This is a genomic window from Acidimicrobiales bacterium, from assembly GCA_036399815.1.
Classification (GTDB): Bacteria; Actinomycetota; Acidimicrobiia; order Acidimicrobiales; family DASWMK01; genus DASWMK01.
On the sequence record DASWMK010000150.1, the window covers coordinates 1 to 22,587 of the forward strand.

General features: G+C 74.2%; 22 protein-coding genes. 5 read left to right on the plus strand and 17 right to left on the minus strand.

From position 1 onward, the window contains the following. Both VGB14_10655 and VGB14_10660 read right to left on the minus strand, forming a co-directional pair. Positions 1-2,226 (minus strand): adenylate/guanylate cyclase domain-containing protein (locus VGB14_10655; GenBank protein ID HEX9993377.1); only part of this gene is annotated, 2,226 nt, incomplete at its 3' end. Positions 2,227-2,334: 108 nt separating this feature from the next. Continuing rightward, on the minus strand, positions 2,335-2,823 hold the full coding sequence (locus VGB14_10660) for a TlpA disulfide reductase family protein (GenBank protein ID HEX9993378.1): 489 nt from the start codon (positions 2,821-2,823) through the stop codon (positions 2,335-2,337). 68 nt (positions 2,824-2,891) lie between these two features. On the opposite strand from VGB14_10660, the gene VGB14_10665 reads away from it, so the two are divergent. Further along, a complete protein-coding gene (locus tag VGB14_10665) occupies positions 2,892-3,725 on the plus strand; it encodes an acyl-CoA desaturase (GenBank protein HEX9993379.1) in 834 nt (277 codons plus the stop codon). Here VGB14_10665 and VGB14_10670 read toward each other — a convergent pair. Genes VGB14_10670 through VGB14_10685 form a run of 4 tightly spaced genes read right to left on the minus strand, consistent with a single transcriptional unit; the run spans position 3,722 to position 7,596 of the window. Next, positions 3,722-4,849, minus strand: a complete 1,128-nt coding sequence (locus tag VGB14_10670) for a CoA transferase (protein HEX9993380.1) — start codon at positions 4,847-4,849, stop codon at positions 3,722-3,724. The two genes, VGB14_10665 and VGB14_10670, sit on opposite strands and share 4 nt — an antisense overlap. Then, on the minus strand, positions 4,842-5,870 hold the full coding sequence (locus VGB14_10675; protein ID HEX9993381.1) for a metallophosphoesterase: 1,029 nt from the start codon (positions 5,868-5,870) through the stop codon (positions 4,842-4,844). Before VGB14_10675 ends, VGB14_10670 begins: the two co-directional genes overlap by 8 nt. Next, positions 5,867-6,049, minus strand: a complete 183-nt coding sequence (locus tag VGB14_10680) for a hypothetical protein (GenBank protein ID HEX9993382.1) — start codon at positions 6,047-6,049, stop codon at positions 5,867-5,869. The genes VGB14_10675 and VGB14_10680 overlap by 4 nt, the downstream gene beginning before the upstream one ends. Continuing rightward, complete coding sequence (locus tag VGB14_10685; protein ID HEX9993383.1) at positions 6,046-7,596, minus strand: acyl-CoA carboxylase subunit beta; 1,551 nt, start codon at positions 7,594-7,596, stop codon at positions 6,046-6,048. Before VGB14_10685 ends, VGB14_10680 begins: the two co-directional genes overlap by 4 nt. Positions 7,597-7,651: 55 nt before the next feature. Between VGB14_10685 and VGB14_10690 the strand changes: the two genes are divergently transcribed. Then, positions 7,652-8,395, plus strand: a complete 744-nt coding sequence (locus tag VGB14_10690) for a DUF3050 domain-containing protein (protein ID HEX9993384.1) — start codon at positions 7,652-7,654, stop codon at positions 8,393-8,395. A gap of 10 nt (positions 8,396-8,405) precedes the next feature. Here VGB14_10690 and ugpC read toward each other — a convergent pair whose 3' ends face one another. The 10 genes from ugpC to VGB14_10740 form a co-directional block, all read right to left on the minus strand. Beyond that, entirely contained in the window at positions 8,406-9,656 is a 1,251-nt protein-coding gene (ugpC, locus tag VGB14_10695; GenBank protein HEX9993385.1) for a sn-glycerol-3-phosphate ABC transporter ATP-binding protein UgpC, read from the minus strand. A gap of 20 nt (positions 9,657-9,676) precedes the next feature. Further along, a complete protein-coding gene (locus VGB14_10700) occupies positions 9,677-10,510 on the minus strand; it encodes a carbohydrate ABC transporter permease (protein ID HEX9993386.1) in 834 nt (277 codons plus the stop codon). Beyond that, positions 10,510-11,475, minus strand: a complete 966-nt coding sequence (locus VGB14_10705) for a sugar ABC transporter permease (protein ID HEX9993387.1) — start codon at positions 11,473-11,475, stop codon at positions 10,510-10,512. Before VGB14_10705 ends, VGB14_10700 begins: the two co-directional genes overlap by 1 nt. Next, positions 11,472-12,758 carry an ABC transporter substrate-binding protein gene (locus VGB14_10710; protein ID HEX9993388.1) on the minus strand — a complete coding sequence of 429 codons (1,287 nt, stop codon included), beginning with the start codon at positions 12,756-12,758 and terminating at the stop codon, positions 11,472-11,474. The genes VGB14_10705 and VGB14_10710 overlap by 4 nt, the downstream gene beginning before the upstream one ends. Positions 12,759-12,834: 76 nt before the next feature. Further along, positions 12,835-13,632: a hypothetical protein gene (locus VGB14_10715; GenBank protein HEX9993389.1), complete on the minus strand. Its 798-nt coding sequence runs from the start codon at positions 13,630-13,632 to the stop codon at positions 12,835-12,837. Between the two features lies 1 nt (position 13,633). Continuing rightward, positions 13,634-14,167, minus strand: a complete 534-nt coding sequence (locus VGB14_10720; GenBank protein HEX9993390.1) for a hypothetical protein — start codon at positions 14,165-14,167, stop codon at positions 13,634-13,636. A gap of 98 nt (positions 14,168-14,265) precedes the next feature. After that, entirely contained in the window at positions 14,266-15,705 is a 1,440-nt protein-coding gene (locus VGB14_10725; protein ID HEX9993391.1) for a cell wall-binding repeat-containing protein, read from the minus strand. Beyond that, positions 15,702-16,202, minus strand: coding sequence for a thioredoxin domain-containing protein (locus VGB14_10730; GenBank protein HEX9993392.1), 501 nt, complete (start codon positions 16,200-16,202; stop codon positions 15,702-15,704). The genes VGB14_10725 and VGB14_10730 overlap by 4 nt, the downstream gene beginning before the upstream one ends. Continuing rightward, positions 16,202-16,726 carry a MauE/DoxX family redox-associated membrane protein gene (locus VGB14_10735; GenBank protein HEX9993393.1) on the minus strand — a complete coding sequence of 175 codons (525 nt, stop codon included), beginning with the start codon at positions 16,724-16,726 and terminating at the stop codon, positions 16,202-16,204. The genes VGB14_10730 and VGB14_10735 overlap by 1 nt, the downstream gene beginning before the upstream one ends. Then, entirely contained in the window at positions 16,723-17,805 is a 1,083-nt protein-coding gene (locus VGB14_10740; GenBank protein ID HEX9993394.1) for a hypothetical protein, read from the minus strand. Before VGB14_10740 ends, VGB14_10735 begins: the two co-directional genes overlap by 4 nt. A gap of 65 nt (positions 17,806-17,870) precedes the next feature. On the opposite strand from VGB14_10740, the gene VGB14_10745 reads away from it, so the two are divergent. Beyond that, positions 17,871-18,953, plus strand: a complete 1,083-nt coding sequence (locus VGB14_10745) for an ATP-dependent DNA ligase (GenBank protein HEX9993395.1) — start codon at positions 17,871-17,873, stop codon at positions 18,951-18,953. 4 nt (positions 18,954-18,957) lie between these two features. On the opposite strand, the gene VGB14_10750 is transcribed toward VGB14_10745, so the two are convergent. Next, positions 18,958-19,857: a 5'-3' exonuclease H3TH domain-containing protein gene (locus tag VGB14_10750; GenBank protein HEX9993396.1), complete on the minus strand. Its 900-nt coding sequence runs from the start codon at positions 19,855-19,857 to the stop codon at positions 18,958-18,960. Positions 19,858-19,936: 79 nt separating this feature from the next. On the opposite strand from VGB14_10750, the gene VGB14_10755 reads away from it, so the two are divergent. Together VGB14_10755 and VGB14_10760 are read left to right on the plus strand one after the other, a co-directional pair. Continuing rightward, on the plus strand, positions 19,937-21,076 hold the full coding sequence (locus tag VGB14_10755; protein ID HEX9993397.1) for a M20/M25/M40 family metallo-hydrolase: 1,140 nt from the start codon (positions 19,937-19,939) through the stop codon (positions 21,074-21,076). Positions 21,077-21,122: 46 nt separating this feature from the next. After that, positions 21,123-22,583 carry a hypothetical protein gene (locus VGB14_10760; GenBank protein HEX9993398.1) on the plus strand — a complete coding sequence of 487 codons (1,461 nt, stop codon included), beginning with the start codon at positions 21,123-21,125 and terminating at the stop codon, positions 22,581-22,583. Positions 22,584-22,587: the final 4 nt, after the last annotated feature.

A 22,587-nucleotide genomic window follows, 5' to 3' on the forward strand; every position in this document is an offset into this window, starting at 1 on the left:
GTCACCGGCCAGGTCGTGGAGGCGCTCCCTCGCCAGGTGGAGGTCGAAGCGCCAGGCGAGGTCGCCGGACGGGCCCAGCTCGAGCGCCCGGGTGGCGAAGTGGGCGGCCTCGGTGTTGGCGAAGGTGAGGGCGGCCCGGTCCGCAGCGCGGGCGAACCACCGGGCGGCGGCCTCGGGCTCGCCGGCCCGCTCGTGGTGCTCGGCGATGACGGCGGCGTACTCGTCGACCCGCTGGCTCCGCTGGGTCGCCTCCTCCAGCCAGTCGGCCGTGCCGCTGTGGTAGCGCCGCCGGTCCCGGCGCAGGACGGTCTCGTAGGTGACGTCGCGCAGCAGCGCGTGCTTGAACAGGTACTCCCTGGTGCCGTCGAAGGCCGAGCGGGGGCTCTGGAAGACCATGTCCCGCTGCCCGAGGTCGGCCAGGACCTCCCCGGTCGGCGACGGGTCGTCGTCGACCATGGCGGCGACGTGGGCGACGGCGTCGTCCCAGAACGTGCGGCCGACGACCGACGCCCGCTGGAGCACGGCCCGGTCCTGCGGCGACAGGCCGTCGAGGCGGGCCTGGATCACGCCGGTGAGGGTGGGCGGGACCCGCAGGTGCAGCGGCCCCTCGGAGGCCAGCGCCCACCCGTCGCCCGACCGGACCACCACCCCGTCGTCGACCAGCATGCCGACGAGCTCCTCGACGTAGAAGGGGTTGCCCTCGGCCTGGGCCACCACCAGCCAGCGCACCTCGTCGGGCACGCCGCCGGGGAGGAGGGCGTCGACCATGCGGCTGGCCTCGGTCGGGCCGAGCGGGCTGAGCTCGACCCGCTCGCTGTCGGGCAGGCCGAGCCCCCAGTTCGGGCGGCGCTCGAGCAGGCCGGGGCGGGCCGTGCAGATGACGAGCACGGGGTGGTCGAGCAGCAGGCCGGACAGGTCGGCGAGCGCGTTCAGCGAGCTGTCGTCGGCCCAGTGGAGGTCCTCCAGCAGGACGACGGCCGGGGCCCTGGACGCGGTCGCGCACAGCACGTCGGCCAGGGCGGCGATGCCCCGGTCCCGCAGCTGCTGGGCGTCCTTCAGGAGGGGGCGGACGTGGGGGCTGGCCGAGAAGTCGAACCCGACGAGCTGGCCGAGGATGTGGGCCTTCGGGATGCCGGCCTCGACGTCGCCGACCACGTCGCACACGCCCTGCTCGACCTTCGAGCGCACGACGGCCGGCGGGTCGCTCTCCGCGATCTGGAAGCGGGTGGCGACGAGGTCGCGCAGCAGCGCGTGCGGGTGCTTGAGGGTGGCCGGGCTGGTGCGGGCCTTGAAGTAGCTGAAGCGGTCGGGCAGCAGCTCCACCCAGCTGTCGAACTCGAACAGCAGGCGCGACTTGCCGACCCCGGCCTCCCCGACGATCGTCACCACCCGCAGCCGCCCGAACGTGGCCATGGCGAGCAGGGTCTCCTGGAGCAGGCCGAGGTCGTCGGCCCGGCCGAGGAAGGGCACGTCGACGTCGTCGATCCCCCGGATGCCCATCCGGAAGGCCCGCCGCTTGGCCCGCAGGACGACGTACACCTGGAGCGGCTCGACCTTGCCCTTGACCCGGAGCGGCTCCTGGGCCTGCACCTCGAACACGCCCCGCACGTGGCGGTAGGTGTCGTGGGAGATGAGGATGCCGCCGACCGGGGCGGCCGACTGGAGGCGGCTGGCGGTGTTGACGACGTCGCCGACGACGACGAAGTCGCCCCTGCGCTCGTCCAGCGGGGTGACGAGGGCCATCCCGCTGTTGACCCCGACCCGCATCTCGAGGCGCCGGCCCCACGTCGGCTCCAGCTCCTCGTCGTTCAGCCGGCGGAGGGCGTCGACCATGTCCAGCGCGGCCCGCACCGCCCGCTCGGGGTCGTCCTCGGCCGCCGCCGGCAGGCCGAACACGGCGAGGACGGCGTCGCCGATGAACTTCTCGACCACCCCGCCGTACCGGGCGACCACGTCGGCCCAGCGGGCGAAGTAGGACGTCGTCAGCTCCCGCACGTCCTCGGGGTCCATCGCCTCCGACATGGCGGTGAACCCGGCCAGGTCGGCGAACAGGACGGTCACGAGCTTGCGGGACTCCTCCGGCGGCCGCCCGACGTCCGCGTCGAGGGCCCCGAGCCGCTCCAGCAGGGGCGCGATCGACAGGTCCACCACGGCGTCGCCGAGCACGGCCCGCTGCCCCTCCAGAGCGGCGATGGCGTCGGCCAACCGGTGCCGCTCGTCCTCCACCGCCCCATGCTGCCACTGCACAGGCACTGCAACGACCGCGCACCCGCGAAGGACCGGCACGGCCGTCGACGTTGAGGGCCGGTAGACCTACCGGCGGTGGCGGCTGCCTCAGCCGGGCTTCCAGGGCGGGCGGCCGTCGCCCTCGACGCTCACCGGGGAGGGCTCCCGGCCGGTCATGGCGGCCAGGCGCTCGTCCCAGGCGTTGACCCGGTCGCGGTCCCACCCGGCGCTGGCGTCGACCACCGTCCCGTCCCCGTCGACCAGCACCAGGGTGGGCACGCTGTCGAGGTCGTAGGCGGCGGACGCGGCGTAGCCGGCCGTGTCGTCGAGCACGGGGCCGGGGAAGCCGAGGTCGTCGAGCCACGGGCGCGACGTCGCCACCGGGTCCTGGCCGACGGCGACCACCGGAACGGCGTCGCGGTAGCGGCGGGCCAGCTCGCCGAACACCGGGAAGGCCAGCCGGCACGTCGGGCAGCTGCACTTGAAGAACGCGCGCAGCACGGGGCCGCCGGCCGTGAGGTCGGCGAGCGACGTGGAGCCGCCGCCGTCGTCGGGCAGGGCGAACGGCGGCGCCGCCGATCCCGGGGAGATCGCCATCCCGGCAACGTACCGGCACGGCCGCCGCGCCCGGACCTATCCTCCGGGGCGAGCGGGAGGGGGACCACATGGCCGTCGCCGTCGCGCCGGCGCCACGCCGGGTCGTGCCCACGATCACCGCGGCGGGCGACGTGGCCGCCTTCGCCGGCCTCCACCTCGCCTGCCTGGCCGTGCCGCTCGTCGGCGTCACCGGCCGGGCCCTGACCGTCGCCGCCGTCACCTACGCCGTCCGCTGCTTCGGCGTGGTCGGCGGGTTCCACCGCTACTTCTCCCACCGGGCCTTCCGGGCCGGCCGGGGCTTCCAATTCGTGCTGGCCGTGACCGGCACGCTCGCCCTCCAACGGGGCGTGCTGTGGTGGGTCGCCATGCACCGCCACCACCACTCGGTGGCCGAGACCCCCGAGGACGTCCACTCCCCGCACCACCACTCGTTCCTCTACAGCCACTGCGGCTGGTTCCTCGACCCCGCCAACCAGCCGACCGACCGCCGGCGGGTGCGGGACCTCGAGCGGTTCCCCGAGCTCGTCTGGCTCGACCGCTGGAAGCTGGTGCCCGTCGCCGCCTTCGCCTGGGGCCTGTGGCTCCTCGGCCCGGCCGAGTTCGTGTGGGGGTTCTGCGTGAGCACCGTCGCCCTGTGGCACGCCGTGCTGTCGACCGGCTCGGTCGCCCACCGCTGCGGCGGCTACCGGAACTACGACACCCCCGACGACAGCCGCAACCACCGGCTCATCGCCGTCGCCCTGCTCGGCGAGGGCTGGCACAACAACCACCACCGCTCGCCCAGGGCGGCCCGCCACGGCCTGCCCGGCCGGCGGGAGCCCGACCCGATCCACACCGTCCTCCGCGGCTTCGAGCGGCTCGGGCTCGTGCACGACCTCCAGCCCGGGCCGCCCCCGCCCTAGCCGCCGTCCAGCTCGGCCAGCACCTCGTCGGTGTCGGCCCCGAGCCGGCGGCCGGCCCACCGCAGGCGGCCGGGCGTGGCCGACAGGCGGGCGACGAGGCCCTGCATCGGGATGCCGTCGAGCACGGTGACCGCGCCCCTGGCCCGGTAGTGCGGGTCGTCGACGATGTCGGGCATCCCGAGCACCGGGCCGCACGCCGCGTTCGCGGCCTCGAAGGCGGCGACGACCTCGTCGAGGGCCCGCTCGGCGATCCAGGCGCCGAGCACCTCGTCGACCGCCTCCCGGTTGGCGATGCGGTCGCCGGGCGTGGCGAAGCGGGGGTCGTCGCCCGCCCCGATCAGCTCGAACAGGCGCTTCGACACGCTGTCGGCCGACCCGCTGATCGCCACCCACCGGTCGTCGGCGGTCCGGTAGGTGCCCCTGGGCACGGAGTACGGCAGGCCGGCGCCCATCCTGGGCTGCTCGAAGCCGAGCAGCTGCCAGGCCGCCACCAGCGGCCCCATCAGCTGGAACAGCGACTCGAGCAGGCTGACGTCGACGACCTGGCCGACCCCGGAGTGGAGGGCGACCATCGTGGCGAACGCGGCGACCAGCCCGGCGACCTCGTCGGTGAGGGCGATGGGCGGCAGCAGCGGCGGCCCGTCGGGCTCGCCGGTGATCGCCGCGAACCCGCTCATCGCCTCGGCCACGGTGGCGAAGCCCGGTCGCCCGGCGTAGGGGCCGTCCTGGCCGAACCCGGTCACCCGGGTGATCACGAGGCGGGGGTTCGCCGCGTGCAGCACGTCGGGCCCGAGCCCGAGGCGCTCCAGCGTGCCCGGCCGGAAGTTCTCGACGAGCACGTCGGCGGTGGCGCACAGCCGGCGCATGGCGTGGCGGCCGTCGTCGGACTTCAGGTCCAGCACGACGCAGCGCTTGTTGCGGCCCTCCAGGCGCCACCAGAGGCTGGCGTCGTCGGGGTCGGCGGGGTCGGGCCAGCCCAGCTGGCGGGCCGTGTCGCCGCCGCCCGGCCGCTCGACCTTCACCACGTCGGCGCCGAAGTCGGCGAGGTAGCGGGCGCAGGCCGGGCCGGCGATCAGGGTGGCGCAGTCGACGACCCTGAGGTCGGCGAGGGGCGGGTCAGGCACCGTCGCGGCGACCGAAGAGGAAGCAGCGGTCCTCGAGCCGGCCGAAGGCGTACTCCTGGTAGAGCCCGGCGTACATGGCCTTCGTCCGCTCCGACCACCGCAGCGCCTCCGGCGTGGAGATGCGCCGGTGGACCTGGAGGATGCCGCCCTCGAACACCCGGTACTCGGCCCACGAGCCGGGATAGTCCTTCACGCACGCCACCTCGACCCACGGCACCTCGCCGGTGGACCGGAAGCGGCGGACCCGGTTGCGGTGGGTGTGGCCGGCGAAGTACCCGACGATGGCAGGGCGGCGGGCGACGACGGCGACCAGCGCCTCGGAGTCCTCGGGGTTGATCCCGAAGTAGCCGGCCTCCCGCTTGGGCGAGTCCGGGCTCCACGGGTGGTGGTGCCCGAACACGAGCACCGGCCGGTCGCTCTCGGCGGCGACCGTGTCGAGCCAGTCGAGCGTCCCGGCGGTGACCCGGCCGGTCGGCCGGCCCGGGATGGTCGTGTCGACCACGGCCAGCCGGGCGCCGGGCACGTCGACGGCGTACGGGGCGCCGTCCTCGACCGGGTCGGCGCCGGTGGTGACGTCGTGGTTGCCCCGCACCCAGTGGAGGCGGTCGCCGAACGCGCCCCGGTAGGTGGCGAGGAAGGCCTCGAACTGCTGGCGCGTCCCGTCCGCCGTCAGGTCGCCCTTGACGACGACGGCGTCGGGCCGGGCCGCGGTGATCTCGCCGACCGCGCCCCGGTTCATCACCTCGGGGTAGGGGTCCTCGTCCGGCTCGGACCGGAAGACCGGGCCGATGTCGGTGCCCTCGATGAGCCCGGCGACCTCCTCGCCGAAGTGCACGTCGTTCACGGTGGCCACCGTGGCCAGCCGCTCGCCGCCCGGCCGGGGCAGGGTCCGGAAGGAGAACGGGCCGAACGAGTAGTCGGTGTCGGGGTCGAGCCCCCGCCAGCGGTCGACGAGCAGCCCGTCGTGGACCACGGCCTCGTCGTCGGCGACCGTGGTCAGCTGCGGGCCGGCCACCGTCACCAGGGCCGGTCCCGGCGGGCGGCGATGGGCTTGGACCACCACCGGCCCGAGAACCGCCACCGCGACGGGGACGCCGGCGCCACGGCCTCGACGACGACCGGCCGGGGCCAGGCCGCCTCGACGGCGGCCACGATGGCCGCCACCTCCTCCTCGGTCGGCTGGGCGCGGTCGTCGCTCACAGCGGCACGTTCCCGTGCTTGCGCCGGGGCAGCTCCTCGCGCTTGGACCGGAGCATGGCGAGCCCGTCGATCAGCAGGGCGCGGGTGTCGGCCGGGTCGATCACGTCGTCCACGTAGCCCCGCTCGGCGGCCAGGTACGGGTTGGCGTAGCGCTCGGTGTACTCCTCGACCAGCTCGGCCCGGCGGGCGACCGGGTCGGCGGCGGCTTGGAGCTCGCGGCGGTAGACGATCTCGACCGCGCCCTGGGGGCCCATCACGGCCAGCTCGGCCGACGGCCAGGCGTAGGCGAGGTCGGCGCCGATCGACTTGGAGTTCATGACGACGTAGGCGCCGCCGTAGGCCTTCCGGGTGATGACCTGGATGCGGGGGACGGTCGACTCGCAGTAGGCGTACAGCAGCTTGGCGCCGTGGCGGATGATGCCGCCGTACTCCTGGTCGGTGCCGGGCAGGAACCCGGGCACGTCCACGAACGTGACGATCGGGATGTTGAACGCGTCGCAGGTGCGGACGAAGCGGGCGCCCTTCTCCGACGACTCGATGTCGAGCACGCCGGCCAGCACGAGCGGCTGGTTGCCGACGATGCCGACCGGGTGGCCGTCCAGCCGGCCGAAGCCGCACACGAGGTTGCGGGCCCACTGGGGGAAGTACTCGAGGAACTCGCCGTCGTCGACGACCGCCCTGATCACGTCGTGCATGTCGTAGGGCAGGTTCGGCGACGCCGGCATGAGCTCGGACAGCTCCGGGGTGCGCCGGCGCGGGTCGTCGGTCGGCGCGAACCAGGGCGGCTCCTCCAGGTTGTTGGAGGGGAGGTAGGAGAGCAGGTACCGGACGCCGTCGAGGCAGGTGCGGTCGTCCGGCGCGGTGAACGCGGCGACCCCCGACTTGGTGGCGTGGGTGGTGGCGCCGCCCAGCTCCTGCTGGGTCACCTCCTCGCCGGTCACCGTCTTCACCACGTCCGGCCCGGTGATGAACATGTACGACGTGTCCTGGACCATGAACACGAAGTCGGTCATGGCCGGGCTGTAGACGGCGCCGCCGGCGCACGGGCCCATGATCACGCTGACCTGGGGCACCACCCCGCTGGCGGCCACGTTCCGGTAGAAGATCCCGCCGTACATGGCGAGGGAGACGACGCCCTCCTGGATGCGGGCGCCGGCGCCGTCGTTGATGCCGATGACCGGCGCCCCGACCTTCAGCGCCATGTCCATGATCTTGTGGATCTTCTCGGCGAACACCTCGCCGAGGGCGCCGCCGAACACGGTGAAGTCCTGCGAGAACACGAACACCCGGCGGCCGTCGACGGTGCCCCAGCCGGTGATGACCCCGTCGGTGTAGGGCCGCTCGTCGAGCGCCGAGGCCCTGGTGCGGGCCAGCAGGTCGAGCTCGTGGAACGACCCCTCGTCGAGCAGGTACTCGACCCGCTCCCTGGCGAGCAGCTTCCCCCTGGCGTGCTGGCGCTCGACGGCCCGTTCCGACCCCGCGTGGTACGCCTGCTCCTTCCGCTTGTTCAGCTCCTCCAGGCGTTCGGACAGCGGGTGCTCGGGCACGGGGTCATCGTAGGAGGTCGGCTCAACGACCCCGGCCCGGTGCCGATGGGGGCCGATGCGCTGGGCCAGCGTCGACGACGCGCCGCCCGCCGACGTGCGGTCGCTGCTCGACACCCTCGCCTCCAGCCGGGCCCGGGTGGCGGGGCATCGCGTCGTCGCGGCCCCGCCGGACCGTCGCACGGTCGTCGCCCTCGTCGAGCACCACGTGTTCGCCGTGTGGGACCACGCCTCGCTGCTCGAGGTGACCCGGCCCCACCTGGCCCAGCTCGGGCTGGAGGCGCCGCCGCCGGTCGACGTCCTCGCCTACGCCGACGTGATGGACGAGGTCGGCGCCGACACCCGGCCGGTGCGCCGGTTCCTCGCGCTGGTGGCGGCCGGCGTCGAGGTCCGGGGCGCGCTGGTGATGGCCGAGGTGCCGGCCGGCGCCCGGCGGTTCGTCACCAACACCTGGCACACGGTCGCCACCGGGTCGGCCCTCGAGCGGGCGGCGATGTTCTGCTTCGGGCGCGACGACCTCGTCCCCGACGCCCTCCGCCGCTCCCTCGCCGGGGTCGCCCCGCTGGCCCGCTGGCTCGACCGGCACCTGCCGGCCGACGGCGGCGCCGGCGCGGAGGCGGCGTTCGCGCTGCTGGCCACCCTGTGCCGGCACGAGGACGACTGGCGCCTCGCGCTCGCGACGGCCAGCGAGGCGCTGGCCGCCCGGACGCGCCTGTGGGACGCCGTCGAGGCGTCGCTGGCCGCGGCCGCCGGACGGCCCCGCGCCGCCGTCGCCGGCGCCGAGCGGGTCGCCCGCCGCTGACCGGCCGGCGCTACGTGCCGGCCGTCGCCGAGGTGGCGCCCACGGAGCGGCCTGTGCCGTCGGCGGCCTGGCCGTCGCCCGAGCCGGACCTGGCCGAGCACGTGAGGTTGTCGCCGGTCTCGGCGTCGAAGAGGTGGATGCGGCGGGCGTCGAGCCACAGCTCGACCTCCTCGCCCTCCTTGGCCCGGCTGGCGGCGTCGAGGCGGGCGACGACCCTGGTCCGCCCGCCCTCGGTCATCTCCGCCGTCTCCAGGTCGTCGGCCAGCTGGTTGAGCTCCTGCGCGGCGTCGCCCTCGACGTCGAAGTAGGCGTACAGCTCCGAGCCCATCCACTCGATGACGTCGACCTTGGCCCGGAACGTCGGGCCGGTGGCCTTGGCCTCGCCGACGATCTCGGCGTCCTCGAACTGCTCGGGCCGGATCCCGCAGATGACCCGGCGGTCACCGGCGTCGCCCATGCGGGAGCGCAGGTCCTCGGGCAGCTCGAACGAGCACATCGGCAGCTCGACGGTCGTCCCCCGCAGCGTGGCGGGCAGGAAGTTCATGGACGGGGAGCCGATGAACCCGGCGACGAACAGGTTGACGGGGTCGGTGTAGAGGTCCCGCGGCGAGCCGACCTGGAGGACCTCGCCCTTGCGGAGCACCGCCACCCGGTCGCCGAGGGTCATGGCCTCGACCTGGTCGTGGGTGACGTAGACGGTGGTCGTGCCCAGCCGCTGCTGGAGCCGGGAGATCTCGGTCCGCATCTGCACGCGCAGCTTGGCGTCGAGGTTCGACAGGGGCTCGTCCATCAGGAACGCCTCGGGCTCCCGCACGATGGCCCGGCCCATGGCCACCCGCTGGCGCTGGCCGCCGGACAGGTTGCCGGGCTTGCGGTCGAGGTGGTCGGTGAGCTCGAGGATCTTCGCCGCGTCCTCGACCCGCTTGCGGATCTCGCCGTCGGGCACCTTGGCCAGCTTCAGCGGGAACGCCATGTTCTCCCGCACGGTCATGTGCGGGTAGATGGCGTAGCTCTGGAAGACCATCGCCATGTTGCGGTCCTTCGGGTCGACGTCGTTGACGACCCGGCCGCCGACCTTCAGCTCGCCGTCGGTGATGTCCTCCAGCCCGACGATCATGTTGAGCAGGGTCGACTTCCCGCAGCCGGACGGGCCGACCAGGATGAAGAACTCGCCGTCCTTGATGGTGAAGTCGGCGGCCTTCACCGCCTCCGTCCCGTCGGGATACCGCTTGGTCACCTTGTCGAGGACGATCTCAGCCATGGAGCCGTGGTTCCTTTCGGTCAGCCCTTGACGGCGCCGGACGTCAGCCCGGCGACGATCCGCCGTTGGAAGAGCAGCACCATCACGATGATGGGGATCGTCACCACCACGGAGGCGGCGGCGATCGAGCCGGTCGGGAAGTCGAACTGCGAGCTCCCCGTGAAGAAGGCGAGGGCGGCCGGCACCGTCCTCGCCCGGTTGGTCGACGTCAGCGACGTCGCGAACAGGAAGTCGTTCCAGGCGAAGATGAACACGAGGATCGCCGAGGTGAACACGCCGGGGGCGGCGAGCGGGGCGATCACCCGGCGGAAGGCCTGGAACGGGGTGGCCCCGTCGACGCGCGCCGCCTTGTCGAGGTCCCACGGGATCTCCCGGAAGAACGCCGACAGGGTCCAGATGGCGAGGGGCAGGGTGAAGGTCATGTAGGGGATGATCAGCCCGGGCCACGTGTCGAACAGGTGCAGGGTCCGCCACATGTTGAACAGCGGGCCGATGATCGAGATCGACGGGAACATGGCGATGGCCAGCGCCCCCGACAGCACCAGCGTCTTGCCCGGGAAGTCGAGGCGGACGATGGCGTACGCCGCGAACGTCGCCAGGATCACGGCCAGCACCGTCGAGATGAGCGCGATCCCGATCGAGTTGCGGAGGGCGGCCGGGAACTGGGGGTCGTCGAAGATGGCGGAGTAGTTGTCGAGGCTCGGGCTGCGCGGGAAGAACTTGCCGTTGGTCAGCTCGTCGGTCGGCTTCAGCGACAGCGACACGATCCAGGCCACGGGGATCAGCGCGTACAGCACGATCACGATCGACCCGAGCGCCCACAGGAACTTCTCGAGGCCGGTGCGCTCCCTCATCAGCGCTCCCCCCTGGCCTGGGACAGGTTGGCGCCGAAGCCCTTCACGAACATCACGGCGATCAGCACCACGAGGGCGAACACGAGGACCGACACCGCCGACCCGAGCCCGAGGTTGAGCCGGGTGATCAGCGTGTTGTAGCCGAGGATCGACAGCGACTCGGTGCCCTGGGCGCCCCGGGTCTGGACGAACACGGCGTCGAAGATCCGGAAGGCGTCGAGGGTGCGGAACAGCAGGGCGACGAGCACGGCCGGCTTCATCAGCGGCAGGGTGACCTTGAGGAAGCGCTGCACGGCGGTGGCGCCGTCGACCCTGGCCGCCTTGATCAGGTCGTTCGGGACGAGCGTGAACCCGGCGAGGAGCAGCAGGGCCATGAACGGCGTGGTCTTCCACACCTCCGTGGCGATGATCACGACGTAGGACGACCACCGCTCGGTGAACCAGCTCTGGTCGGTGTTCAGCAGGCCGTTCACGAACCCGGTGGTGGGGTCGAAGGCGAAGCGCCAGGCGAAGGCGGCGACGACCGTGATGATCCCGTAGGGCACGAGGATCGACGCCCGCACCACCCCCCGGCCGAACAGGGCCCGGTGCATCACCCAGGCCAGCCCGTAGCCGAGGACCAGCTCGATCGCCACCGACACCACGGTGATGACCAGGGTGTTCATCAGGTCCTGCCACCACACCTCGTTGGACAGCACGGCCCCGTAGTTGGACAGGCCGACGAAGGAGCGCTCGTCCGGGAAGCGCAGGTCGTAGCGCTGGAGGGACAGCCAGAAGGCGTAGGCGATCGGGTAGCCGGTGACGAGCAGCATGACCGTGACGGCCGGCGCGCAGAGCATCCAGCCGAGCTTGCGCTCGGCCTTGGCCCGCCCGGTCATCCCCGGCCTGCCCGACCGGCCCGGCGCCCCCTTCGCCGTGGCCTGGTCCTCCGGGCGGCGGACGGCGGGGGGCGCGGTCGTGGTCACAGCAGCCCCTGCCCTTCCAGCGCCTCGGCGATCGCGTCGCGCAGACGTTGCACGTCACCCTCCGGGTCGATGCTCCTCGTCGGATGGAGCGTGCGGGCGATGGCCAGGGCGACGTCGTTGTAGAACGGCGTCTGCGGGCGCTGGACGGCGTCGGCCAGCGTGTCCCTGATCACGTCCGCGAACGGGAACGCCTCCTGCACCTTCGCGTCGTCGTAGAGCGCCTCGGAGCTCGGCAGCAGGCCGCCCTTCTCGGCCGCCACCACCTGGTTGTCGTCGCCGGCGATGCAGGCCGCCGCCTCCCTGGCCAGGTCCGGGTGGTCCGAGTAGGCGCCGACGCCGAGGTTGATCCCGCCGATCGTCACGTGGCTCGGCTCGCCCTCGTTCACCCCGGGCCACCTGGCCCAGCCCATGTTCTCGGCCAGCTCGGGCTGGTTCTGCTGGGCGCTCGGCCAGACGAAGGTGTAGTTGACCATGAACGCCGAGTTGCCGGCCTCCCAGGCGAGCCGGGTCTGGTCCTCCCGGCTGGTGCTGAGGGTCGGGTCGGCGGCGGACGAGGTCGACAGGTCGCGCATGACCTCGAGCGCCCGGCGGGTGGCCTCCTCCTCCAGCGCCGGCTCGGTGCCGTCCTCGTTCAGGACCGACGTGCCGGCCGACTCGAGCAGCGAGGTGAACCACACGACGAGGCCCTCGTAGCGCTCGCCCTGGACCTGGACGAGGTGGGGCTCGCCCTCGTCGGCCAGCTGCTGGGCCTGGTCGAGCAGCTGGCCCCAGGTGGCCGGCGGCTCGTCGACGAGGTCCTTGCGGTACCAGAGGAGCTGTGTGTTCGACGTGAACGGCGCCGCCCACAGCCGGTCCTGGTAGGTGGCGCTCTCGACGGCCGGCTCGAGGCGGCCCTCGGTGGCCCGCTCGGCGGCGTCGCCCTCCCAGGGCAGGATCCACCCGGCCTCGGCGAACTCGGCCGTCCAGATCACGTCCATGCCGATGATGTCGATGTCCGAGTCCTCGGCGGCCAGCCGGCGGACGAGCTGCTCGCGCTGCTGGTCGGCGTCGGCCGGCAGCGCCGCCGTCTCGATGCGGTAGCGGCCCTCCGACGCCTCCGTGCACGCCTCGGCGGCCTGGTCGAAGGCCCCCGACGGCTCGTCGAACACGTACCACTTGAGGGTGACCGTGCCACCCTCGTCGCCGCCTCCCCCGCCGCAGGCGGCCGGCACGAGGAGGGCGGCGACTGCCAGCGGCAGCAGGCGGCGGGGCCGCCACCTCGCCGCCGTACGACGCAACGGCATCGGGACCCCCGTCCTCGTCGGTTCGGCCCCGGACCCGCTACCCCCGCCCACCGGGGGTGAAACACGCCGAACCGGCTCAGTCCGGGGCGGCCGTCACCTTGCGGAGCTGGGCGACGGCCACCTCGGCGGCGTCGGCCTCGGTCGGGCCGCCGTCAGTGCCTCCGACGACGACCAGCCAGTGGCGGGCGCCGTGGACGAAGGCCACGACGTGGCCGGTGAACGCGCCCTCGTCGGTCTCGTCCACCGAGGTGAGCCCGACGGCGTTCTCGATGGCCGCCACCTCGAAGGGCCGGGCGCCGGCCGCCGTCGCCGCCTCGGCCCCGTCCTCCAGGTAGGCCTCGGCGTCGGCCGCGGAGGCGAACTCGTAGACCTGGAGGTAGGCGACGGCCCCGCCGGGCGCGTCGAAGGACCGGTTGTAGCCGCCCTCGAAGTGGCGGGTCTGCAGCAGGCTGCGCTCGGCGGCGGCGTCCACCTCGAGGCCGGCGGCCGCGTCGAGGTCCAGGGCGCCCCCGTCGGCCTCGGCCGCGCCGGGCAGCACGGCGGCGACGGCCGCCTCGTCCAGCAGCAGGCTGCGCAGCTCCTCCACGTCGACGGCGTCCTCCGGGGTGGTGTCGGGCACGGTGGGGTTCGGGTCCTCGCCGGGGCCCAGGGTCGACGAGGTCGCCGGCGCCGGCTCGGTGGTCGAGGTCGTCGGCCCGGTGGTCGACGTCGAGGTGGCGGCCGTGGTCGGCGCGGCCGCCTCCGTGGTCGGCGGGGTGGCCGCGGCCGGGTCGCCCCCGTCGTCGTCGCCCCGGCCGAGGGTGGCGAGGAGGACGGCGACGACGGCGACGGCGGCCAGCACGCCGGCGAGCACCCGCCACCGGGTGGGGGTCACCTCAGGCCACCGCGGCGGCGAGCGCCAGGCCGGCGGCCAGGACCGCCACCGTCACCCGGACGGGCCGCTCGCTGCGGCGCACGGCCGCCATCCGCCGGCCCATGTCGACCCCCGTCCTCGTGCCGGCCACCACGCCCAGCATGGTCACGGTCCTGGCCACGTGGAAGAGGGCCCCCGACCCGGCCCCGACCCACGGCCCGTGGGTGACGGCGAGCGCGGTCGCCGCCCACCACAGCCAGGTGGTGAGGATCGTGAGCGGGCCGACCCCGAGGCGGGCGCCGTAGAGCACGGCGACCGTGCCGGGGCCGAAGATCCGGCCCCAGAGCTGGGGCACCTGCCGGCGGACGTCGAGCGGCCGGGCGACCAGGTCCGCCGCCAGCGCCGCGGCCACGACGGCGGCCGACACGGCCGGCGAGGCCGCCGGCCAGCCCGTCGCCAGCCACCCGGCGCCGAGGAAGAAGCCGACCAGCCCGCCGGTGGCCATGCCGGCGGCCAGCAGGAGGGCGACGACCCGGATGCGGTGCGCCCCCCGCACGGAGGGGCCGACGGTCTCGGCGACCGACAGCCCTCAGGGCGACCACAGCGAGCGGATGCCGGCGAACACGGCCGCCGCCAAGGCGACGGCGGCGGCCGTCACGGCCGGCGGGCGGGGTTGGCCCGGCTCGTCCAGTACCGGCCGGTGGCCGCCCGCGACGGGTAGGGCGGGCTGACCCTGGCGCAGCCGATGCAGCGCTCGTCCTCGGGCTGGGAGATGACCGGGAGCCCCTGGCCGGACACGCCGATCAGCAGGTCGACGTCGAAGTGGTTGAGGGCCGACTGGAGCTCCCAGACGCCGGTCGGGTCGAGCGACCCGCTGCTGCTCGTCGTGTAGCCCCTGGTGAGGAACGGCTGGTGCCACTTGATCCAGGTGTAGGTGTCGTCGTCGATCTCGCCGGTCGGGTGGACGAGCATCAGCCCGGCGAACCGGGTCAGGGCGGAGGCCAGCACCCAGCTGCCCTGGGGCACGACCATCAGCGCGAACTCGCTCACGCCCTCGACGTTCACGGCGTTGCTGGCGATCTCCCTCGACAGGCTGGTCGACCGGGACGACCGCATGGGCTGGCCACCGGGCACGTCGCCGGCCCGGTCGGACATCTCCGGCCCGATCATCCAGGTCAGCACGGCGGGCGTCTCGGAGCGGGCCAGGGCGACCGCCGCGTCCGCCCCCACCAGGACCGGGTACTTCTTCATCGCCGCGAACGCCGCCGCCGACGGGGCGATGTTGGCCGACACGCCGGTCGTGCCGATGCACACCGCCCTGCGGGTGCCGGCCCGCTGGAAGACCCACTGCGCGGCCTGGACCGACGCCTCGGTGAAGTCGGCGGCCGGGCCGACCCGCTCCACGTCGGGCACGAACGTCCGCAGCTCGGCCTCGACGGCGGCCGACACGGTGCCGCCCACGATCCGCACGCTGGTGACGCCAAGCCGCTCCAGCTCGTCCCGCACGACCGGGGACAGCGACGCCCTGGCCGTGAGCAGCAGCGGGCCGGTGACGGTGGCCGAGACCGGCGCGGCGATGGCGGCCCAGCGGTGGTCCTCGCCGTCGCCGATCGTCGCCGTCGTGAACCCCGACGGGTAGCGGACCACGGACAGCTCGACCGACGCGCCCACCGGGGTGACGTTGGTGAGCTTGGTCAGCGGGACCGTCTGGAGCCGCGGGTCGGCGTAGCAGCTCTCGACGATGCAGCGGACGTTGTAGCCCGACGGGCAGTAGCCGTGGACGTTGGGCCAGTTGAACGTGCAGCAGTCGCAGATCTTCTTCAGGCCGTCGTAGAGGCAGCAGCCCGGGCTGGCGTACCAGCACCAGCCCCACACGCTGCCCGAGCCGACGCAGTCGAACGTCGAGCACTTCGGCGACACGCCCGACTGGCCGCACACCCGGGCCTCGGCCTGGCGGTCGAGCAGCCCGGCGAGGGTCGTCCCCCCGGCGACCACGACCGCCACCTTGCCGAGGCGGCCGAGGAACGAGCGCCGGGTCTGGCGGGCGGCCATCCACCGGCTGATCCCCTCGACCAGCCCGTCGGCCACGCTCATCTGCGGACGTCCTCCCTGCGCACGGGCGCCGACAGCGCCTCGTCGATCAGCTCCTCGACCTGCTCGAGCGAGTTGGCCACCCCGCGGCCCCTGACCACCCCGCCCCGGTCCACGGCCACGAAGTACGGCGTGCTCGACACGTTGAAGGCCCGGAAGGCGGGCGCCGTCGCCGCGTCGTGCTCCAGCTCGACCAGCACCAGCTCCCGGTACTGCGTGCGGAGCGCGCCGAGCGACGGGCGCAGGCGGGCGCAGATGTCGCAGGTGGGGGCGGTGAAGGCGACGAGGGTGAGCTCGGCGTCGCCGTAGTCGACGTCGGGGCCGGCGGCCGGGGCCGGCGCGTGCAGGTCGGGGCCCTCGCCGGCGAAGTGGACGCCCATGGGCGCCAGCCGGGCGTGGAGCACGCCGATCTGGCGGAGCAGGGCGACGACGGCGACCGACAGCACGAGCACGGCCAGCCACAGCACCACGTAGGACACGACCCAGACCGAGCCCTCCATCACGGGACCTCGGCGGCGGCGTCGATCGAGAACAGGCCGCCGGTGGCCCGGCGCACGTCGCAGAGGGCGAGGACGACGGCGCCGGCGGCCGTCGCGGCCGTGACGGCGACGGTCGCGGCCAGGCCCGGCCAGCGGGGGCCGGGGGCGAGCAGGGCGACGGCGGTGGCCGCGGCGAGGAGGCCGTTGCGGACGACCTCGACGAAGGAGATCGGTTCCCGCCGGGCCGTGCCGAAGCAGCCGCAGCCGACCCGGACGCCGCGGCGGAGGGCGGCGACGAGCACGACCGTGAAGGCGGCGACCACGACGAGGGCGGCGGCGGCCGCCGGGCGGGGGGCGACGACGAGGCCGGCACCGAGCCCGATCTCGGCGAGGGGGACGACCGTCGCCATCGGCCGCGGGGCCGGCACGCCGAGGGCGGCGAACGTCGACGCCGTGGTGGCCCGGTCGCTCAGCTTGGCCACCCCGGCGACGAGGTAGACGGCCGCCACCACCAGGGCGGCCGCGTAGCCCACGTCGGCGCTCACCCGCCGCCCGCCGTGGTCGTGGTGGTGCGGGGCGGGCGGGGGTGCCGGGGCGGCCGGGTGGTGCTGGTCGTGGTCGTCGGCTCCCCGGCCGGCGCCGTGGTCGAGGTCGTGGTGTCGGGCGGCGCCGTGGTCGTGGTCGTCGGCTCGGGCGCGGTCGTCGTGGTCGTCTCGGGCGCGGCGGCCGCGCCGGGCGGCGGGAGGACGCCGGCGACGGCGGCCACCGGGGCGTCGAGGCCGATCGTGTTGCCGCCGCCCAGGTAGGTGGCGCTGCCGAAGGCGAACACGGCGCCGTCGACGTCGACCACCCAGTACCCGGCGCCGTCGGGGGCGGCGACGATGCCGGCGATCGTGTCGTGGGCGACCGTCACGTCGCCGAGGTCCCTCGCCGTCCCGTAGCCGAAGACCCGGCCGGACGAGTCGACCAGCCAGTAGCCCCCGCCGAGCGGGTGGACGGCCATGCCGACGATGCCGCTGTGGGTGGACGCCCTGGCGTCGCCGTAGAAGCCGGAGGAGAACGTGTAGACCCGGCCGCCGGCGTCGGCCAGGCGGTAGCCGGTGCCGGTCGAGTTCGAGGCGATGTCGACGATCGGCGGGTGGGTGCCGCCGGCGCTGCCGAGGTACGGCGCGGCGCCGAACGCGTAGACCCCGCCGTTCACCGTCACCACGCGGTAGCCGTCGCCGGCCCTCGTGACGTCGATGTCGGCGATCACCGAGGCGAGCACCCGGCCGGACGGGCTCCCGAAGTAGGGCGCCCCGCCGAACCGGTAGACCACGCCGATCAGGTCGACCAGCCAGTAGCCGCCGCCCCTCGGGTCGGCGGCCATGCCGGTGACGGCGTAGGGGATGCGGCCGTCGGTGGTGCCGCCGTGCTCGGTGGCCGCCCCGAACCCCTCGACCCGGCCCGCCGTCGTCGCCATCCAGTAGCCCTGGCCGCCGGTCGCCCGGGCGGCCGCCGGCGCCGGCCCGCTCCCGCCGGTGGTGCCCGCGGCGGCGACGGCGGCCGTGACGGCCAGCGCGGCCAGCGCGACGCGCAGTGCCCGCCGCTGCCGGCGCTCGCAGGTTGGGGAGGGCGAGGTCACGGCGCCCGGATCGTACCGGCCGCCGCGGCACCCCGTGGGCGACCGGCCGCGGGCAGAATCGGCCCGTGCGGCTCCCCGTCATGCCCCCCGTCGCCCCCATGCTCGCCAAGGCGATCGACGACCTTCCGCCCGGCGAGCCGGGGCAGTTCCTGTTCGAGCCGAAGTGGGACGGCTTCCGGTGCGTGGTGTTCCGGGACGGCGACGAGGTCGAGCTGGGCAGCCGCAACGAGCGCCCGCTCACCCGCTACTTCCCCGAGCTGGTCGACCCGCTGCGGGCGTCGCTGCCCGACCGGTGCGTGGTCGACGGCGAGATCGTGATCGCCGGGCCCGACGGCCTGGACTTCGACGCCCTGCTCCAGCGCATCCACCCGGCCGAGTCGCGCATCCGGAAGCTGGCCGGGGAGACGCCAGCCTCGTTCGTGGCCTTCGACCTCCTGGCCGAGGGCGACGACGACCTGACCGGCGCCCCGTTCGCCGAGCGGCGCCGCCGGCTGGCCACCGCCCTCGACGGGGCCGGCCCGCCCGTCCACCTGACCCCGATGACCGAGGACCGGGACGTGGCCGCCGACTGGTTCCGGCGCTTCGAGGGCGCCGGGCTCGACGGGGTGGTGGCCAAGGCCGCCGACCTGCCCTACCGCCAGGACGAGCGGGTCATGTTCAAGGTCAAGCACAAGCGGACGGCGGACTGCGTGGTCGCCGGGTTCCGCACCCACAAGTCGGGCGACGGGGTCGGGTCGCTGCTGCTCGGCCTGTTCGACGCCGAGGGCACGCTCCACCACGTGGGCGTGGCCACCAGCTTCACGGCCAAGCGGCGTCGGGAGCTGGCCGAGGAGATCGCCCCCTACCGGGACGGCGCCCTCGACGGCCACCCGTGGCAGCGGTGGGCGGAGGCCGCCGCCGACCCGGCCTCGGCCGGCGGCCGGATGCCCGGCGCGCAGAGCCGGTGGAACGCGAAGAAGGACCTGTCGTGGGAGCCGCTCCGGGCCGAGCTGGTGGCGGAGGTGGCCTACGACCACCTCCAGGGCGACCGGTTCCGCCACGCCACCCAGCTCGTCCGCTGGCGCCCCGACCGGGAGCCGGCGTCGTGCACCTACGCCCAGCTGGAGGAGACGCCGGCCGTCGAGCTGTCCCTGGTGTTCGGGAGCTGACCGCTCAGCTGGCGGCCTTCGCCCGCCGGGTGGCGAGCGCCTTGGCCCTGGCCGCCAGCCCGGGGGCGTCGATCGTGGCGCACAGCTCCTCGAAGCCGGGCCGGGGCCCCTGCCAGCGCAAGTGCTCGACGGTCGCGCCGAGGTCGGCGTCGCGCTCCAGGGTGGCGAGGCGCCGGAACCGCAGCGCCAGCTCGAAGTTGGCGGCCAGGGTGGCGGCCAGGCGGTGGCAGTTGCGGATGTCGACGTCCCACTCCGAGGCCGAGCGAGGGATGCGCTCGAGGTGGCGCCACCGGGCGAGCACGGCGGCGGCCGACCGGGCGCCCCACCCGGCGAGGCCCGGGAACCCGTCCGCGCTGTCGCCGACGAGGGCGAGGTAGTCGGGGATGGACTCGGGGGCGACGCCGTACTTGGCCATGACGGCGCCCTCGTCGAGGACCACGTTGCGGCGCCGGTCGAGCTGCACGACCCGGTCGCCCTGCACGCACTGGGCGAGGTCCTTGTCCGGCGTGCAGATGAGGACCTGGTCGACCCGGTCGTCGCCGCCCAGGTGGTCGGCTGCGCTGGCCAGGGCGTCGTCGGCCTCCAGCTCGACCATGGCCCAGACGGCCACCCCCGCCTCCTCCAGCACCTGCTCGAGCAGCGGGAACTGCGCGCTCAGCTCGGGGGCCACGCCCTCGCCGGTCTTGTAGCCGGGCCAGAGGTCGTTGCGGAACGACTCGATCACGTGGTCGGTGGCCACGCCGACGTGGGTGGCGCCCTGCTCGAGCAGGCCGAGCACCGACCCGACGGTGCCCCGGGTGGCGGCCACCTCCCGGCCGTCGCCGGTCTTGTGGGACGGCAGGGCGAAGTGGTGGCGGAACAGCTCGTAGGTCCCGTCGACCAGGTGCACCCTCACGCCGCCCATCGTCGCAGGCGCGCGGCGCGGCGCGCACGGGCGCTGGACCGGCGGCGCCGGCGGCGCCATCGTGGTCCCCGTGCCGGCCGTGACCGATCCGCTCACCCTGCTCGCCGAGCTCGTCCGGATCGAGTCGGTGAACCCCGACCTCGTCCCCGGCGGCGCCGGCGAGACGGCCATGGCCGACCGCTGCGCCGCCTGGCTGGCCGGGCACGGCTTCGAGGTCCACCGGCTGGAGCGGCGGCCGGGCCGGCCCTCGGTGGTCGGCGTGGCCAGGGGCCGCGGCGGGGGCCGCTCGATCATGCTCAACGGCCACCTCGACACCGTCACCCTGGCCGGGTACGACGGCGACCCGCTCGACCCGGTGGCCCGTGACGGCAACGTCTACGGGCGGGGCACCTTCGACATGAGGGGCGGGCTCGCCGCCATGCTCGTCGCCGCGGCCAGGGCCACGGCCGGCGGCGGCCTGCGGGGCGACGTGATCGTCGCCTGCGTGGCGGACGAGGAGTACGGCAGCGCCGGCACCGAGGAGGTGCTCGACCACTTCACCGCCGACGGCGCCGTCGTCACCGAGCCCACTCTGCTCGAGGTCACCGTCGCCCACCGGGGGTTCGCCTGGTTCGAGGTCGAGGTCCACGGCGTCGCCGCCCACGGCTCCCGCCCCGACCTCGCCGTCGACGCCATCGCCCACGCCGGCCACCTCCTCGTCGCCATCGAGGCGCTCGGGGCCCGGCTGGCCGGGGGGCCGGCCGACCCGCTGCTCGGCACCGGGAGCGTGCACGCCTCGCTCGTGCGGGGCGGCGAGGAGGCGTCGAGCTACCCGGCCTCGTGCCGGCTGACCGTCGAGCGCCGGACGGTGCCGGGCGAGGACGTCGACACCCTCGACGCCGAGATGGCGGCGCTGGTCGACGAGGTCGCCGCCCGGGTCCCCCGGTTCCGGGCCACGTGGCGGCGGACGCTCGCCCGGGAGCCGTTCCGGGCCGACCTCGACAGCGAGGTGGCCAGGTGCCTGCTCCGCCACGTCGAGCGGGCCACCGGCGCGCCGCCGGTGCTGCGGGGCGAGCCATTCTGGACCGACGGCGCGCTGCTGGCCGAGGCCGGCATCCCGTGCCTGCTGTTCGGGGTGGACGGCGGCGGCGCCCACGCGGCGACCGAGTGGGTGACGGCCGACTCGGTGGCGACGGTGGCCGACGCGCTCGAGGGGACCATCACCGACTTCTGCGCGTGACGGGGGCCACCGGCTAGAACGGCGGCCGACGTCACAGGGGGGGATCATGACGAGTCCGACGTTCCGCGCCGACCGGCGCCCGACCAGGCCGCGCCTCGAGGGCACCGCCGTCACCGTGCTGGCGCCGACCCTGGCCGAGGTGCCGTGGCGGCAGCACTACGCCCTCGGCAACGGCATCGACGCCGTCACCGGTGCGATGTACACGTCGAGGGGGGTCAAGCCGTTCACGCCGGTCGATCGCAACGTCGCCAACGAGACGTTCGAGTTCCGCCTCGTCGAGGACGACAGCGAGTTCTCCCGCCAGGTCCACGCGTCCGTGTCGGGCTCCTACAACCTCGACGGCGTCGACCTGTCGGCGTCGAGCGAGTACCTCACCGAGGTCACCTACACCCAGCGGATGATGTCGCTCGTCGCCCGCTTCCAGAAGCTGTACGACGGCTACGACCTCCCCGCCGCCTGGGAGCTGACCGACGAGGCCAGGCGCCTCATGGACAGCGACCCGGCCAAGTTCAGGGAGGCCTACGGCGACTACTTCGTGGCCGGGCACCGGCGGGGCTCGTCGTTCGTCGCCGTCTACACGTGCACGGCCCACTCGGCCACGTCGATGGACAAGTTCAAGGCCTCCTTCGGCGGCCAGGCGCCCCAGGTCTTCAAGGCCGACGGGAGCGTGGCCTTCCAGCAGGCGGCCAAGAGCAACGGCATCGACATCTCGGTGAAGGTCGTGTTCGCCGGGGCCAGGGGCAGCTGCCCGGTGACGCCGACCACGCCCGAGCAGGTCATCCAGGCCCTCGACTGGTTCAAGGCCAACGAGGTGGGCGAGCCGCTGCGGGCCCAGCTCAACCACTACAGCTCCCTGCACCCCACGTACTCGCGGTCGGTGGCCATCGACCCGAACGTGTTCGACGACCTCCACGCCCTGTACACGACGTACTTCCGGGTCGTGTCGAAGTTCACGGCCTGCCCGCCCACCTACCAGGGCTCGCTCCAGGACCGCTACGACGACTTCACCCGCAGGGTGGCGAGCCACCAGGCCCAGCTGCCCGACGACGCCGGCCTGCGCACCACCCTGCGGGACGCAGGCGCATCGCTCCTCGGCGACCTCGACAAGGTGTTCGCCCGGTGGGAGCTGTGGTCGACGGTCCAGAACCTGTCGGAGACCAACCAGAACGACGAGCACACCGACGACGGCCAGACGAGGGCGTGGCGGTACGGGCTGACGTCCTGGTCGGGCGTCGACGTCGCCAGCCACGCGTGGGAGTACGCGGACTCGGGCCAGTTCGGCTGGCGCGAGCACGGGTTCGACTGGTCCAACGACGGCGAGCTCGTGGTCGGCTGGGAGATGTACTCGAACTGGGGCGACGGGACCAACGGCTTCTGGAAGAAGACCTCGGACCACCGGATCCTGCTGAGCAGCTCGGCCGCCGCCTACGTCAAGTCGCAGTGGGGCCGGGGCTGCAACTGGCGGTTCACGGTCTGGACGGTCCCCAAGGCGCTGTTCCGCTTCTAGGCGC